General features: G+C 61.5%; 17 protein-coding genes. 9 read left to right on the top strand and 8 right to left on the bottom strand.

The features are described 5' to 3' along the window. Positions 1-76: 76 nt before the first annotated feature. From K3762_RS14505 to K3762_RS14480, 6 genes are all read left to right on the top strand, one after another. Entirely contained in the window at positions 77-637 is a 561-nt protein-coding gene (locus K3762_RS14505) for a F0F1 ATP synthase subunit delta (RefSeq protein WP_206054286.1), read from the top strand. Then, positions 638-2,176 (top strand): F0F1 ATP synthase subunit alpha, encoded by a 1,539-nt coding sequence (gene atpA, locus K3762_RS14500; RefSeq protein ID WP_132444279.1) that lies wholly within the window; start codon positions 638-640, stop codon positions 2,174-2,176. A gap of 15 nt (positions 2,177-2,191) precedes the next feature. Further along, the gene (locus tag K3762_RS14495) at positions 2,192-3,073 is read left to right on the top strand and encodes a F0F1 ATP synthase subunit gamma (RefSeq protein ID WP_067629562.1); all 882 of its coding nucleotides are present in this window, start codon (positions 2,192-2,194) and stop codon (positions 3,071-3,073) included. Positions 3,074-3,091: 18 nt separating this feature from the next. Then, positions 3,092-4,516, top strand: a complete 1,425-nt coding sequence (gene atpD / locus K3762_RS14490; protein ID WP_067629563.1) for a F0F1 ATP synthase subunit beta — start codon at positions 3,092-3,094, stop codon at positions 4,514-4,516. A gap of 12 nt (positions 4,517-4,528) precedes the next feature. Beyond that, positions 4,529-4,969 (top strand): F0F1 ATP synthase subunit epsilon, encoded by a 441-nt coding sequence (locus K3762_RS14485; RefSeq protein WP_067629565.1) that lies wholly within the window; start codon positions 4,529-4,531, stop codon positions 4,967-4,969. 110 nt (positions 4,970-5,079) lie between these two features. Then, positions 5,080-5,430: an H-type lectin domain-containing protein gene (locus tag K3762_RS14480; protein ID WP_260010196.1), complete on the top strand. Its 351-nt coding sequence runs from the start codon at positions 5,080-5,082 to the stop codon at positions 5,428-5,430. 80 nt (positions 5,431-5,510) lie between these two features. On the opposite strand, the gene K3762_RS14475 is transcribed toward K3762_RS14480, so the two are convergent. Then, a complete protein-coding gene (locus K3762_RS14475; RefSeq protein WP_120351729.1) occupies positions 5,511-6,530 on the bottom strand; it encodes a ribose-phosphate pyrophosphokinase in 1,020 nt (339 codons plus the stop codon). Between the two features lie 102 nt (positions 6,531-6,632). Between K3762_RS14475 and K3762_RS14470 the strand changes: the two genes are divergently transcribed. Continuing rightward, on the top strand, positions 6,633-7,229 hold the full coding sequence (locus tag K3762_RS14470) for a 2-hydroxychromene-2-carboxylate isomerase (RefSeq protein ID WP_120351728.1): 597 nt from the start codon (positions 6,633-6,635) through the stop codon (positions 7,227-7,229). After that, positions 7,226-8,023, top strand: a complete 798-nt coding sequence (locus K3762_RS14465) for an alpha/beta fold hydrolase (protein ID WP_120351727.1) — start codon at positions 7,226-7,228, stop codon at positions 8,021-8,023. Before K3762_RS14470 ends, K3762_RS14465 begins: the two co-directional genes overlap by 4 nt. Before the next feature lie 4 nt (positions 8,024-8,027). Here the strand turns inward: K3762_RS14465 and K3762_RS14460 are convergent, their stop codons facing one another. From K3762_RS14460 to K3762_RS14430, 7 genes are all read right to left on the bottom strand, one after another. Then, positions 8,028-9,062: a low specificity L-threonine aldolase gene (locus K3762_RS14460; RefSeq protein ID WP_132444281.1), complete on the bottom strand. Its 1,035-nt coding sequence runs from the start codon at positions 9,060-9,062 to the stop codon at positions 8,028-8,030. Next, entirely contained in the window at positions 9,062-9,532 is a 471-nt protein-coding gene (locus K3762_RS14455; RefSeq protein ID WP_120351725.1) for a YcgN family cysteine cluster protein, read from the bottom strand. Before K3762_RS14455 ends, K3762_RS14460 begins: the two co-directional genes overlap by 1 nt. Continuing rightward, complete coding sequence (locus K3762_RS14450) at positions 9,529-10,461, bottom strand: bifunctional riboflavin kinase/FAD synthetase (protein WP_132444282.1); 933 nt, start codon at positions 10,459-10,461, stop codon at positions 9,529-9,531. The genes K3762_RS14455 and K3762_RS14450 overlap by 4 nt, the downstream gene beginning before the upstream one ends. 61 nt (positions 10,462-10,522) lie before the next feature. Continuing rightward, positions 10,523-10,966: a MaoC family dehydratase gene (locus K3762_RS14445; protein ID WP_067940580.1), complete on the bottom strand. Its 444-nt coding sequence runs from the start codon at positions 10,964-10,966 to the stop codon at positions 10,523-10,525. A 90-nt stretch (positions 10,967-11,056) separates the two neighbouring features. Beyond that, entirely contained in the window at positions 11,057-11,929 is an 873-nt protein-coding gene (locus K3762_RS14440) for a TIGR01459 family HAD-type hydrolase (protein ID WP_132444283.1), read from the bottom strand. 50 nt (positions 11,930-11,979) lie between these two features. Beyond that, complete coding sequence (locus K3762_RS14435; protein WP_260010179.1) at positions 11,980-12,900, bottom strand: manganese-dependent inorganic pyrophosphatase; 921 nt, start codon at positions 12,898-12,900, stop codon at positions 11,980-11,982. Between the two features lie 99 nt (positions 12,901-12,999). Next, entirely contained in the window at positions 13,000-13,353 is a 354-nt protein-coding gene (locus tag K3762_RS14430; RefSeq protein WP_260010177.1) for an MmcQ/YjbR family DNA-binding protein, read from the bottom strand. 64 nt (positions 13,354-13,417) lie between these two features. On the opposite strand from K3762_RS14430, the gene K3762_RS14425 reads away from it, so the two are divergent. Then, complete coding sequence (locus K3762_RS14425) at positions 13,418-14,098, top strand: DUF2161 domain-containing phosphodiesterase (RefSeq protein WP_260010175.1); 681 nt, start codon at positions 13,418-13,420, stop codon at positions 14,096-14,098. The last annotated feature ends 42 nt before the right edge of the window (positions 14,099-14,140 follow it).

The following is a 14,140-nucleotide window of genomic DNA, read 5'->3' as shown; positions in this document are numbered from 1 at the left end:
GTAACTTCAAGCCGCGCCAACTGCTGGTGACGCGACATCTTCGCATATCCGGCGCTTATTGAACGAGAGGATGGACGTGTCCGAACCTGCTTCCATTTCCACCGGCATCGCGGAACGCTACGCGACAGCCGTGTATGATCTGGCCCGCGAGGCCAATCAGGTCGATGCCATCGAGGGCGATCTTGACGCGCTTGAAGCGGCCTTGACCGACAGCGATGACTTTCAGCGCCTGATCTCTTCGCCGCTCTATACCCGCGATCAGCAGGCCGGGGCGATCAAAGTGCTGGCCGACAAGATGGGCCTGACCAAGACCATGGCGAACACGCTGGCGCTGATGGCGCAAAAGCGTCGTCTGTTTGTGCTGCCCGCGCTGGTTAAATCGCTGCGCGAGACGATTGCCGAAGCCAAAGGCGAGATCACCGCTGATGTCACCACGGCCAAGGCGCTGACCAAGACGCAGGCGGACAAGCTGACCAAGTCGCTCAATGCCTCCACCGGCAAAAAAGTATCACTTCATGCGACCGTTGATGAAAGCCTCATCGGCGGTCTTGTCGTCAAAGTGGGCTCGAAAATGATCGATACGTCGATCCGTTCCAAGCTCAATTCCCTCCAGAATGTAATGAAAGAGGTCGGATAAATGGGTATCCAAGCAGCAGAGATTTCTGCGATCCTGAAAGACCAGATCAAGGATTTCGGTCAGGAAACCGAAGTGGCCGAAGTGGGTCGCGTTCTCTCCGTCGGTGACGGTATCGCCCGCGTCTATGGTCTGGACAACGTTCAGGCTGGCGAGATGGTCGAATTCCCAGGTGGCATTCAGGGCATGGCCCTGAACCTCGAAGCGGACAACGTGGGTGTTGTTATCTTCGGCTCCGACCGTGACATCAAAGAAGGCGACACCGTCAAGCGCACCAACTCCATCGTGGACGTGCCAATCGGTGACGAACTGCTGGGCCGCGTTGTTGACGGTCTGGGTAATCCCATCGACGGCAAAGGCCCCATCGGCGCGACCAAGCGCGGCATCGCCGACGTCAAAGCGCCGGGCATCATCCCGCGTAAATCGGTGCATGAGCCGATGGCAACTGGCCTCAAGTCCGTTGACGCGATGATCCCAATCGGCCGTGGCCAGCGTGAGCTGATCATTGGTGACCGTCAGACCGGTAAAACCGCTGTCGCCCTCGACGCGATGCTGAACCAAGCGCAGGTTAACGCTGCTGCTGGCGACGACGAAGGCAAAAAGATGTACTGCGTGTATGTCGCCATCGGCCAGAAGCGTTCGACCGTTGCTCAGCTTGTGAAAAAGCTCGAAGAAACCGGCGCGATCGACTACTCCATCGTTGTGGCCGCGACCGCGTCCGAGCCTGCGCCGATGCAGTTCCTCGCACCCTATGCCGCCACCGCGATGGCCGAGCACTTCCGCGACAACGGCCGCCACGCGCTGATCATCTATGATGACCTTTCCAAGCAGGCCGTGTCCTACCGTCAGATGTCCCTGTTGCTGCGCCGCCCGCCGGGCCGCGAAGCTTACCCGGGCGACGTTTTCTACCTCCACTCCCGCCTGCTTGAGCGTTCCGCGAAGCTGGGTGACGAAGCTGGCAACGGCTCGCTGACGGCTCTGCCGATCATCGAAACCCAAGGTGGCGACGTTTCCGCGTTTATTCCGACCAACGTGATCTCGATCACCGACGGTCAGATTTTCCTTGAGACCGAACTGTTCTACCAAGGCATCCGTCCTGCTGTGAACACCGGTCTGTCGGTTTCGCGCGTTGGCTCCTCGGCTCAGACCAAGGCGATGTCGAGCGTAGCTGGCCCGGTGAAACTGTCGCTGGCTCAGTACCGCGAAATGGCGGCCTTTGCTCAGTTCGGCTCCGACCTTGACGCCGCAACTCAGCAGCTGCTGAACCGTGGTGCGCGTTTGACCGAACTGATGAAGCAGCCGCAGTACGCGCCGCTGACCAACTCGGAAATCGTCTGCGTGATCTACGCTGGTACACACGGCTATCTCGACAAGGTCGCTCTGGCAGATGTCGGCCGTTTTGAGGCAGGCATGCTGGCGCATTTGCGTAGCAAGCACGACGACCTTCTCAAGGACATCACCAACAATGACCGCAAGGTCAAAGGCGAGTTGGAAGAGAAGATCAAAGCCGCCATTGACGGTTTCGCCGCCGACTTCGCTTAAACGGGAGATAAGGCAATGCCAAATCTCAAGGACCTGAAGAACAGGATCGCGTCGGTCAAATCGACCCGCAAGATCACCAAGGCCATGCAAATGGTTGCCGCGGCGAAACTTCGCCGCGCGCAGGAGGCTGCCGAGGCTTCGCGTCCCTATACTGAGCGGTTCAATGCCGTGATGGCAGGGCTCGCGGCCAGTGTCGGCGGCTCCGATAGCGCGCCCAAGCTGCTTAGCGGCACGGGTGAAGACAAAGTGCATCTGCTGGTGGTCATGACCGCCGAACGCGGGCTGTGCGGCGGCTTCAACAGCAACATCGCGAAGAAGGCGAAAGCCCATGCGCGTGAACTGCTGGCCCAGGGCAAAGAGGTGAAAATCCTCACCGTTGGCAAAAAAGGCCGTGATGCGCTGCGGCGTGACTTGGGCGACCATCTGGTCGGTCACGTTGACCTCAGCGAAGTCAAAAAGATCGGCTATGGTGATGCGCAAAACATCGCGCAGGACGTGCTGAACCGCTTTGACGCGGGCGAATTTGACGTGGCGACGATCTTCTATGCGAAGTTCGTGAACGTGGTGATGCAGACGCCGACGGCGCAGCAGATCATCCCCGCCAAATTCGAAGCAGACGCGGACGAAGACAGCGGTGCGTCCACATTGTTCGACTATGAACCCAGCGAAGAGGCGGTCTTGGCCGATCTTCTGCCGCGCGGGGTCGCCACGGCGATCTTCTCGGCTCTGCTGGAGAATGGCGCGTCCGAGCAGGGTGCGCGGATGTCGGCGATGGACAACGCCACACGCAACGCGGGTGAGATGATCGACAAACTGACCATCCAGTACAACCGCTCGCGTCAGGCTGTCATCACCAACGAGCTGATCGAAATCATTTCCGGCGCGGAAGCGCTGTAAGCAAATCGGAGAAACGACATGGCAAATGCTGTCGGTAAAATCACACAGGTCATCGGCGCTGTCGTTGACGTTCAATTCGAAGGCGACCTGCCGGAGATTCTCAACGCGCTCCACACCGAAAACCAGGGCAAAACGCTGGTTCTCGAAGTGGCGCAGCACCTTGGCGAAAACACGGTTCGCGCCATCGCGATGGACGCGACCGAAGGTCTGGTGCGCGGTCAGGCCGTGACAGACACAGGCGACCAGATCCGCGTGCCCGTGGGCAACGCCACACTGGGCCGTATCATGAACGTCACCGGCGACGCGGTTGACGAACAGGGTCCGGTAAACTCTGACGCGACACGCGCCATTCACGGCGAAGCGCCTGAGTTCGCTGAGCAGTCCACCGAGACACAAATCCTCGTGACAGGCATCAAGGTCATCGACCTTCTGGCGCCTTACACCAAGGGTGGTAAAATTGGTCTCTTCGGCGGTGCCGGCGTGGGCAAGACGGTTCTCATCATGGAACTGATCAACAACATCGCCAAAGTGCACTCCGGTCTGTCGGTGTTCGCGGGCGTGGGTGAGCGTACCCGTGAGGGCAACGACCTTTACCACGAGATGATCGAATCCGGCGTTATCGTCCCTGACAACCTCGTCGATTCGAAAATTGCACTGGTCTACGGCCAGATGAACGAACCTCCCGGTGCGCGGATGCGGATCGCCCTGACCGGCCTGACACTGGCCGAGCAGTTCCGCGACGAATCCGGTTCCGACGTTCTGTTCTTCGTCGACAACATCTTCCGCTTCACGCAGGCCGGTTCCGAAGTGTCCGCTCTGCTGGGCCGTATTCCTTCGGCTGTGGGCTACCAGCCAACGCTGGCGACCGATATGGGCGTGATGCAGGAGCGTATTGCGTCGACCAAATCCGGTTCGATCACCTCCGTGCAGGCCGTCTACGTTCCTGCGGATGACCTTACCGACCCGGCGCCTGCGACCTCCTTTGCGCACCTCGACGCGACAACGGTTCTTGACCGTTCGATCTCGGAAAAGGGCATCTACCCGGCGGTTGACCCGCTTGGCTCCACCTCGCGTCTGCTCGACCCGCTGATCATCGGCGACGAGCACTACAAGGTGGCGACAGACGTGCAGCAGGTGCTTCAGCGCTACAAATCGCTTCAGGACATCATCGCCATTCTCGGCATGGATGAACTGAGCGAAGAAGACAAACTGACCGTGGCACGTGCGCGTAAGATCGAGCGTTTCCTCAGCCAGCCCTTCGACGTGGCGAAAGTGTTCACGGGCTCCGACGGTGTTCAGGTGCCGCTGGAAGAAACCATCGCCTCCTTCAAGGCCGTGGTTGCCGGTGAATACGATCACCTGCCCGAGGGTGCCTTCTACATGGTTGGTGGCATCGAAGACGTGAAGGCGAAAGCCGAGAAAATGGCGGCAGACGCCGCTTAAGGAGCGCTGACAATGGCAGACACAATGCAATTCGACCTCGTTTCGCCGGAACGGCGGCTGGCATCGATGCAGGTGACGGCCGTGCAGATTCCGGGCACTGAGGGCGACATGACGGCCATGGCCGATCATGCGCCCACCATCACCACCCTGCGTCCGGGCCTTCTGCGCGTGGAAGGGCCGGAGGGCACGTCTGAATATGTCGTGACCGGCGGTTTCGCCGAAATCGGCGGTCAGGGCGGCGTGTCTGTGCTGGCGGAACGTGCCGTGGCGCGTGCCGACATGACGCAGGAGCAGATGGACAGCATGGTGGCAGAGGCGCATGCCGTCTACACCCGCGCCAAGGACAACTGGGAAAACGAACCCGGTCCCGTGGATGACGCAGCCAAGCTTTTGGCCGATATGGTTGCCGTTGGCGATCACATCGGATTGTCGAGCAAGCAGCCCAGCCTGTAATGCTTTGAAAATCAGTGAAAAGCCCCGCCTCGGCGGGGCTTTTTGCTTTTATGCCTCCCCCTGCTGCGGCATCATTGCGCGGTGACCCTAAATTCAAGCAGGCCCGAGATATGAAACGACTTCGCAGCCATACCATCGGCGTGGACAGTGGCGATGTCATGCTGTTTTCTGAGTTCGAAGACGGCGGATCGATGTGGACGGGCGAGGGCCAGCGCGAACGCCGCCGCCGGATCAGCTTTTCAGAACCCTTCCGGGAGCCGCCGCATGTTCAGGTGAGCATGTCGCTTTGGGACATCGACGCCAGCACCGTCACCCGCGCCGATATCGGCGCCGAGGTGGTGACCGAGACTGGCTTTGACATGGTGTTCCGCACATGGGGCGACACCCGCGTTGCACGGGCGCGTTTGGCATGGACAGCGATTGGCGCGGTGGGGGGGGATGACGACTGGGTCGTCGGCTAGGTGCATCGCTCGGTGGGGGAGAGCGGCCCAGCAGGGGGAGGGCGGCCCGCGGAGGCCAGCCCTAGATCACAGTCTGCGGCCTAGCTTGCCGCGTACATCCCGTCATAGATCGGGCCCAGCGTTTCCGCCTCGAACAGAGAAGAGACCGAGGTGCCGTTCCAGATGTTCAAGATCGCTTGGGCAAACATCGGCGCGGTCGGGACGATGCGGATGTTCGGCGCTTTCTTGATCGCAGGGGTCGGCGCGATGCTGTCGGTGATGACCAGCGATTTCATGACCGAGTTCTCGACCCGCTCAACCGCAGGGCCGGACATGACACCGTGGGTGATGTAGGAGTGTACTTCCTTCGCGCCATTCTCCAGCAGGACTTCGGCAGCTTTGCACAGCGTGCCAGCCGTGTCGCAGATGTCGTCTACGATCAGGCAGGTCTTGCCTTTCACGTCGCCGATCACGGTCATTTCAGCCACTTCGCCTGCCTTCTCGCGGCGTTTGTCGACGATCGACAGGGGCGAGTTGATCCGCTTGGCCAGTTCACGCGCACGGGCCACGCCGCCAACGTCGGGGCTGACGACCATCAGCTCATCCATCCGGTCTTTGAAGGCGTCTTTGATATCCAGTGCAAAGATCGGCGAGGCGTAGAGGTTGTCGACCGGGATATCGAAGAAGCCCTGAATCTGCGCCGCATGCAGGTCCATCGTCAGGATCCGTTCAATACCGCTGCCGGTCAGCATATTGGCGACCATCTTGGCGGTGATCGGCGTCCGGGCTTTGGTGCGGCGGTCCTGACGGGCATAGCCGAAGTAGGGCAAAACGGCCGTTACACGCGCCGCCGAGGAGCGGCGCAGCGCGTCGGCCATGATCATCAGTTCCATTAGGTTGTCGTTCGCGGGATTCGACGTTGGCTGGATGATGAACATATCCTCGCCGCGCACGTTCTCATAAACTTCGACGAAAATCTCGCCGTCGTTGAACCGTTCGACCCGCGCATCGACGAGCCCCACGTTAACGCCGCGATGCAGCGACATGCGCCGCGCGATGGCCTTGGCAAGCGGCATATTGGCATTGCCTGAGATCAGTTTTGGTTCTGAAGTGCGTGGCATAGGGGCTCCGGGGCAGCGGTAGGTTGCAGATTCGTGACGTTGACACCGCTTAGCATGCGCTTACGGTCGGGCAAAGCTACACCGCCCCCGAAGGAGAGCCAAATGGCCCGGATCGACTATTTTTTCGCGACCCTGTCACCCTATTGCTACCTCGCCGGGAATCGGCTTGAGGAGATCGCCGAAAAGCACGGTGCTGAGATCGTGTACAAGCCTTTCGACATTATCGCGGCCTTCCCGCGCACCGGCGGCATGCCCCCGGCAGAGCGTCACCCCAGCCGCAATGAGTACCGCGCGCAAGACTTGCCGCGTCAGGCGCGCAAGCTGGGTCTGCCCTTCAACCTCAAGCCCGCGCATTGGCCCACCAACGGCGCGCCTGCGGCCTATGCGGTGATCGCCGCGCAGAATGCCGGGGGCGGTGATCTGGGCAAGCTGACCCATGCCATCACCCGCGCCGTCTGGGCCGAAGAAAAGGACATCGGCCATGACGATGTGGTCCGGGCCTGTTTGGAAGAGGCTGGTTTTGACCCCGATCTGGCGAACAGCGGCTTGCTGCAGGGGGCCGAGACCTATGCCGCCAACCTTGAGGAAGCCGTCACTCAAGGTGTCTTTGGCGCCCCCTTCTATATCGTTGGGGATCAGCGGTTCTGGGGACAGGACCGTTTGGAAGACCTTGATCTGCACCTCGGGGGCAAGCTGTGATCCCAGAGGTCAACGCGCGCCGTTTCGGTCACGGCCCGCGCCCGGCCTTGGCGATCCATTGCTCGCTTGCGCACTCCGGTGCGTGGCGGGGCGTTGGGGCTGCCCTATCGGACGAGCTGACCCTGCGGGCCTTCGATCTGCCGATGCACGGGCGGTCCGGCGATTGGGACGGGCAGGGCAATATCCACGACGTAGCAACCGACATGGCGCTCAGCTTGCTCGAAGCGCCGATGGATCTGATTGGCCATTCCTTTGGTGCGACGGTCGCGCTGCGGCTGGCGATCGAGCACCCCGAATTGGTGCGCAGCATTACCCTGATTGAGCCAGTCTATTTCGCCGCTGCCAAGCAGGACGATCCTGACGCGATGGCTGAATACAATGAACAGAACGCGGCATTTGAGGCCGCCTTGGCCGAGGGCGACAAGGAGACCGCTGCACGGCTGTTCAACCGGGTCTGGGGCGATGGCACGAAATGGGACCAAATTCCCGAACCGACCCGCGCCTATATGGTGGATCGGATCGGTTTCATCCCCGCCTCTTCGCCCTTCCTCGGAGAGGACAGCGCCGGGTTGCTGGCGCCGGGCATGTTCGACCGCGCGTCAATGCCCGCACTGCTGGTGGAGGGGAGCGGGTCGCCCAAAGCTGCGCATGCGATCAATGCGTCGCTGATGCGCCGTCTGCCGAACGCGCGGCGGGTTTCAGTCGATGGGGCAGGGCATATGGTGCCGATCACGCACCCCGCCGAAGTCGCCGAAGCGATACGCGATTTCCTGAACGACGTGCCGCTGGCGTGACTGCTTAGAAGTGGCTTAGGAACTGGTCGATCTGGTCACGGCTGATCGACCAGTCGCAGACCATCCGCGCGGCCAGCATCTCGTTACCATCGCCGTCCAGCGTGCCATCCCAAAGGTAATAGCGCGCGCCTGCGTCATGCAACTTGCGGTGAATGGCGCGGGGGAAGCGGGCAAAGATCATGTTTGCCGCAGGCTCATGTAGGAATTCCGCCCCCGCTTTGCGCAGCCCTTGGGCCAGATGCGCCGCATTTGCGTTGGCCGTCTTGGCCGTTTCCAGCCAAGCCCCATCCGCAAGGTAGCCCGCCATCTGCGCCGACAGAAAGCGGTGTTTGGAAAACAGATGCGCCCCGCGCTTGCGGCGCAGCTCGAATTCCCATGCTTTTTTGGGGTCGAAAAAGACCACCGCCTCGACCCCCATGCAGCCGTTCTTGGTGCCGCCGAAGCTGACCACATCAACGCCCGATCTCCACGTCATCTCAGCCGGGGTGCAGCCCAGAGCCACCACCGCATTGGCAAAACGCGCGCCGTCCATATGTACGGGCAGGTCGTATTCCTTGGCCACCGCTGTCAGCGCCTGCAATTCTTCAAGGCTATGCACCCCGCCGCGTTCCGTAACCTGCGTGATCGACACCGGGCCGCGTTGCGGCGTGTGCACATCGCCCGCCGCCCGCGCGACGATGGCGCGGCGCAGGGCGTCGGGGGACATTTTGTCGTCGGTCTCTACCAGTGTCAGCTTGGCCGCACCTGCGTAGAACTCCGGCGCGTTGCACTCATCCTCTTCGATATGCGCGACCTTGGAGCAAAAGATCGTCTGCCACGGCTGGGTGTAGCAGGCCAGCGCCAGCGCATTGGCCGCGGTGCCGGTGGCGACGAGGTAGACCTCCGCCTCAGGTGCCTCAAACTGTTCGCGAAACTGCGCGCGCACCTCATCCATGATCTGGTCTTTGCCGTAGGGCATCGCGTAGTCGCTATTGGCCGCGATCACGCGCTCCATCACCTTGGGGTGGACGGGGCCAGCGTTGTCAGAGGCGAAAAACATCAGGTGGGCTCCTCGATAATATGGTCTTCCCATTCTTCGAACGGGGTATCAAATTCGGACACGGTATCAAATTGCACGCTGACCCCGGCGTCATGGACGCTGTCGGGAGTGCCGGTCAGCAGGGGGTGCCATTCGGGCAGGGGCTTGCCCTCCCACAGGAGGCGGTAAGCGCAGGTCTGGGGCATCCAATAGGCGTGGGTATCGAGGTTGTCGGGGCGCAGCACGATGCAGTCGGGCACGAATTCATGCCGGTTTTCGTAATGCACACAGCGGCAGGTGCTATCATCAAGCAGGCGGCAGGCGACGCGGGTCAGGGCCACTTCGCCGCTATCTTCGTCTTCTAGCTTGTTCAGGCAGCATTTACCGCAGCCATCGCAGAGCGCCTCCCATTCGGTCTGCGACATCTCTTTGAGCGGCTTCTTCTCCCAGAATTTCGGGGTCAGGCCCTTGCGGGGTATCGGATCGCTCATAGCGCCGCCAGAATGGTTCGAGCGCGGTCGCAGTCGGCCCCCATCTGGGTGATCAGCGCGTCGAGGCTGTCAAACTTTTCTTCGCCGCGCAGGTGTTCGACCAGCCCGACAGACAGCGGCGCGCCGTAGAGATCACCTTTGAAGTCAAAGAGATAGGTTTCCAGGTTGGCTTTGTTCTCACCGAACATGGGCCGCACACCAATGCTGGCCGCACCGTGATAGCTGCCCTTATGCGGCCCCGCGAGCACATCCACCAACACGGCATAGACACCAAAGGCAGGCGGGTGCAGCCCGTCAATCGACATGTTCGCGGTAGGAAAGCCCAACTCGCGCCCGCGCTGCTCGCCCGAGATCACCGGTCCGTCGATGCGGTGCCAGTGACCCAGCATCGCCGCCGCTTCGCGGGTTTCACCACGCGTCAGCGCTTCGCGGATCGCGGTTGAGGACACGGTGAGGTCATCGCGCTCCATCAGCGGGGCGATGGTGACGCCGAAACCATATTGCGCGCCGAAACGGGCGAGATCTTCCGCCGTGCCCGCGCGGCCCTTCCCAAAGCAGAAGTCAGCGCCCACAACCACATGCGCCAGCCCCAGCCCGTCGTGGAGCACGTCGCGGGCGAATGCCTCGGGGCTCAGGCTGGCCAGTGTGCTGTTGAATGCCAGCTCATAGAGCCGCTTAACGCCGATCTTTTCCAGCCGATGCGCGCGGGATTCGCGGCCCATCAGGCGGAAGGGCGGGGCATCGGGGGCGAAATACTCGCGGGGATGCGGCTCGAAGGTGACGACGCCAAGGGGCGCATCGGGGGCGGCACTCTGTGCAAGTTCGATCACCGACCGGTGGCCAAGGTGCACGCCATCAAAATTGCCAATCGCAGCGGTGGCACCGCGATCTGCAAGGTCGACGAATTGATAATCTCGGATGATCCGCATGTGCCTTGCCTAGCTGCGCGGCGGCGCAAGGGCAAGATGCTCAGGCAGCGAAACCGTCCCCTCAGTCTAGCTTGGCCGAGGGGGCAAGCACCGTGGCCTCACCGGCGAGCACCGGTTTGCCATCGACCGAACAGCGGCAGTCCATTTTTACGCGACGTTTGGCGATGTCCATGTCGGTCACTGTGACTTCGGCCAGCACCATGTCGCCGGGGCGCACGGGGCCAAGGAACTTGAGCGATTGCCCGAGGTAGATTGTGCCGTGACCGGGAAGCTGTTCACCAATCACCGCCGAGATCAGCCCGGCGGTCAGCATCCCATGGGCAATGCGCCCTTCAAAGATCGTGTCGCGGGCGTAATCGTCATCCAGATGCACTGGGTTATGGTCGGTAGAGACCTGCGCAAACATCTCGATATCCGTATCGGTCACGACCTTACGCAGATGGCGTGTCATCCCGATTTCGATGTCTTCGATGCAGATCGTCCCGCGTGGCATATTGTCCAACATGACGGCTCCTTGGTAACAAAGTGGCGCGTTCGCGCGTCAAGATGCAACTTTATTACTTTGCAGCTGCAGAAAATCAAGCCCTTTTCTGAGTTAGCGCAGGAATCCGATGGCATAGGTCGGGGCCGAGGCTTCGCGATCGAGATAGGCGCGGAGCTTGTCTTCGTCGGGTTGCTCGGTGGTCGCGGTTTCCGCGGCGGCCAGTCCTCCGGTGATGAACAGCGAATCGATGCCTTCGTCCATCGCGCCTTTGACGTCCGTCAGGATGCCGTCACCGATGGCGAGGATGCGATTGTCGGGGATGTCGACCTCAAAGGCGGCAAGGCGACGGCGGGCGAGATCGTAGATCGGGCCATGCGGCTTGCCGAAATAGAGGCTTTCGCCGCCCATCTCGGTATAGAGTGCGGCCAGTGCCCCGGCGCACCATTCGCGCACTTCGCCCCGGTCCACGACGATATCGGGGTTGGCGCAGAGCAGTTTCAGCCCGCGGGCGATGGCCTGTTCGAACTCGGGGCGCATGATCTCGGGGTCGGCCATCGGGTCGACCGGGCCGGTGCAGACGATGCCTTCGGCTTCGGCCAGCCCGACGGTTTCTACATTTACCGGGTTTTCGAGGATCGCAAGCGGCTCGAAAAACTTGCGCTCAGCGGGGTGGCCGATGAACCAGACCTTTTCGCCCACAGCACCGCGGAACATGGCAGAGCGCGCGGAATCGCCGGAGGTGGCGATGCTGTCCCATGCGTCTTCTGGCACGCCAAACTGCTGCAACTGTTTCTCCACGCCCGTGCGGGGGCGGGGGGAGTTGGTGACCAGCACGACCTTGCCGCCGGTCTTGCGATAGGCCTGCAAGGCCGCCACCGCATCGGGCAGCGCCTTGCGCCCGTCGTGAACGCAGCCCCAAAGATCGACAAAAAGCGCGTCATATTGATCGGAAACTTGCGGCAGGGCAGAGATAATGCGGGTCATGGGGCGGCCTTTCAAAAAGCGAGGGCGGGCACTTGGCCCGCCCGATTGGCTTACATCTTGAGGTTGGGGATGATCTGCTTTTTGCGGCTCATCACGCCGGGCAGCACGACCGTGTCGCCCGAGACCTCAGCGCCAAAGCTCTGCTCGGCGATATGTTTGACCATGTCGTTGGGCACCAGCAGCGTCGCCTCTTCTTTCAGGATATCGACGATGAACAAGAGCACCTGCGCGGCACCGTCGGCCTCGGCCACTTTCGGCATCTCAGCCATCAGCGCGTCCTTGCGCTCCAGCAGCGGTGCGGGGGAGGTGGTTTCCAGCACGCTCACGCGCAGGTTGGTGCCATCGAGGTCGAATTCCTTGCTGTCCATGCGCAGCAGTTCCGCCTCGCCGAAGGACGAAACGTCGGATTTCGCGGCGAACATCTCTGCAGCGTAGTCGCTGATGTCGACGCCCAGGTCCCGCGCGATGTCTTCGGCAATGGCGCGGTCTTCTTGGGTGGTGGTGGGGCTGCGGAATTCCAGCGTGTCAGACAGGATGCAGGACAAGGCAGCCGCTTTGACGCCGCGCGGGGCTTGCGCCCAGTCTTTGCCGATCATCTTGAACATGATGGTTGCCGTGCAGGCCAGCGGCTGGATGTTGATCTCAATCGGGCCGCGTGTTTCCAGCCCGGCCACCAGACGGTGGTGGTCGATGATGCCGGTGATGTCGGCCTCGTTGATGTTGGCGGGCAGCTCGGCTGGGTTGTTGGTGTCGACGATGACAACCTTGGTGTCGGCCTCAAGCGCGGTCAGGATTTCCGGCTTATCGAGGTTCCATTTGTCGAGCATGAACAGCGCTTCGGTGTTCGGCTCGCCCAGCAGAACGGGTTTGGCGGGGATGCCCTTAATCTCGTTAAGATACCAAGCCCAGACGATCGGGCTGCCGGTGCTGTCGGTGTCGGGGGATTTATGGCCAAAAACAAGCGTTGTCATGGGGTGGTCCTGTCTGTTCGGGTGGATTTGCGGGCCTTATAACAGGTTCAATTGGCTTGTCACCTGCGCCTGCTGCAATGCGGCATTGCGCGCCAGCGGCTAAAGCCCCAGTTCCGCGCGCTTCTTTTTGGAGAGCGCGGCGACGATCATGTCATAAGAGGCGCGGATGTGGTCGCGCAGGCTGTCATCGCTCAGCCCCGGCGCGGCGTAATGCTGTATCCACTTAAGCCCGCGCGAAGCCAGATAGGGCGCGGGCCGCAAGCCGGGGCTGTCGGAGAGCACCTCAAACCCCAGTTCAGTCACCTTGAAAGTAAAGGCGGACGCATCCTCGGCCCAGCCGCAGATCGCAAAGACCTTGCCGCCGACTTTCCAGACGTCAGCATTGCTCCATTGCACGACGTGGGATGTCTGAGGCAGGGCGGCGCAGAAGGCGTTGAATTCGTCGCGGGTCATCGCGTCAGTCTAGGGCTGCGCGGCCCCTTTGCATAGCGCCGCGCGATGGGGCAAGTTGCGCGCCATGAGCAACCCGCGCGAAACAGATCTTTACCCGCCGATCAAGGCTTTCCTTGAGGATCAGGGCTATGTGGTGAAGGCCGAAGTCGGCGCGGCAGATGTGGTGGCCCTGCGCGGGGCCGAGCCGCCGGTTGTGGTTGAGCTGAAGCTCGGCTTTTCGCTGGCGCTGTTCCATCAGTGTCTGGCGCGGCTGAAGGTGTCGGATGATGTTTACCTCGCCGTTGCGCGGCAACCGGGCAAACGCTTTGCCAAGGCGGTGAAGGACAACGTCACGCTGGCGCGGCGGCTGGGGTTGGGGCTGATTACCGTGCGGCTGTCGGATGGGTTGGTCGAGGTGCATTGCGATCCCGGCCCCTATGCGCCGCGCAAGAATGCCAAACGGGCGGCGATGCTTTTGCGCGAATTCGCCCGGCGGCAGGGGGATCCGAACGACGGCGGCCAGACCCGCGCGGGGCTGGTGACCGCCTACCGTCAGGATGCGTTGAAAATCGCGGTCTATCTGTTCGAAGCCGGCGCAAGCAAAGGCGCGCATGTGGCCCGCGCAACCGGTGTCTCGGCGGCAACCCGCATGATGCGGGATGACCACTACGGTTGGTTTGAAAAGGTCGACAAAGGCATATACGGACTAACGCCAACGGGGGCCGAAGCGGTGGCCACAGCGGGCCGTGTTTTGGGTGCTGGCTAACAGTTCCCGGCCCTGCAAAATTTTTCGAAGCCGTTGTTGACA

It is taken from the genome of Sulfitobacter sp. W074, assembly GCF_025142275.1.
GTDB classification, from domain to species: domain Bacteria; phylum Pseudomonadota; class Alphaproteobacteria; order Rhodobacterales; family Rhodobacteraceae; genus Sulfitobacter; species Sulfitobacter profundi.
Note: the sequence above shows the minus strand (reverse complement) of the source record. Positions and strands in the feature narration are given on the sequence as shown.

Excerpts from the sequence above, each read along its gene's own strand:
- atpA (WP_132444279.1), top strand. The coding sequence starts at position 638 with ATGGGTATCCAAGCAGCAGAGATTTCTGCGATCCTGAAAGACCAGATC.
- K3762_RS14495 (WP_067629562.1), top strand. The coding sequence starts at position 2,192 with ATGCCAAATCTCAAGGACCTGAAGAACAGGATCGCGTCGGTCAAATCG.
- atpD (WP_067629563.1), top strand. The coding sequence starts at position 3,092 with ATGGCAAATGCTGTCGGTAAAATCACACAGGTCATCGGCGCTGTCGTT.
- K3762_RS14485 (WP_067629565.1), top strand. The coding sequence starts at position 4,529 with ATGGCAGACACAATGCAATTCGACCTCGTTTCGCCGGAACGGCGGCTG.
- K3762_RS14480 (WP_260010196.1), top strand. The coding sequence starts at position 5,080 with ATGAAACGACTTCGCAGCCATACCATCGGCGTGGACAGTGGCGATGTC.
- K3762_RS14475 (WP_120351729.1), bottom strand. The coding sequence starts at position 6,530 with ATGCCACGCACTTCAGAACCAAAACTGATCTCAGGCAATGCCAATATG.
- K3762_RS14470 (WP_120351728.1), top strand. The coding sequence starts at position 6,633 with ATGGCCCGGATCGACTATTTTTTCGCGACCCTGTCACCCTATTGCTAC.
- K3762_RS14460 (WP_132444281.1), bottom strand. The coding sequence starts at position 9,062 with ATGTTTTTCGCCTCTGACAACGCTGGCCCCGTCCACCCCAAGGTGATG.
- K3762_RS14455 (WP_120351725.1), bottom strand. The coding sequence starts at position 9,532 with ATGAGCGATCCGATACCCCGCAAGGGCCTGACCCCGAAATTCTGGGAG.
- K3762_RS14450 (WP_132444282.1), bottom strand. The coding sequence starts at position 10,461 with ATGCGGATCATCCGAGATTATCAATTCGTCGACCTTGCAGATCGCGGT.
- K3762_RS14445 (WP_067940580.1), bottom strand. The coding sequence starts at position 10,966 with ATGTTGGACAATATGCCACGCGGGACGATCTGCATCGAAGACATCGAA.
- K3762_RS14440 (WP_132444283.1), bottom strand. The coding sequence starts at position 11,929 with ATGACCCGCATTATCTCTGCCCTGCCGCAAGTTTCCGATCAATATGAC.
- K3762_RS14435 (WP_260010179.1), bottom strand. The coding sequence starts at position 12,900 with ATGACAACGCTTGTTTTTGGCCATAAATCCCCCGACACCGACAGCACC.
- K3762_RS14430 (WP_260010177.1), bottom strand. The coding sequence starts at position 13,353 with ATGACCCGCGACGAATTCAACGCCTTCTGCGCCGCCCTGCCTCAGACA.
- K3762_RS14425 (WP_260010175.1), top strand. The coding sequence starts at position 13,418 with ATGAGCAACCCGCGCGAAACAGATCTTTACCCGCCGATCAAGGCTTTC.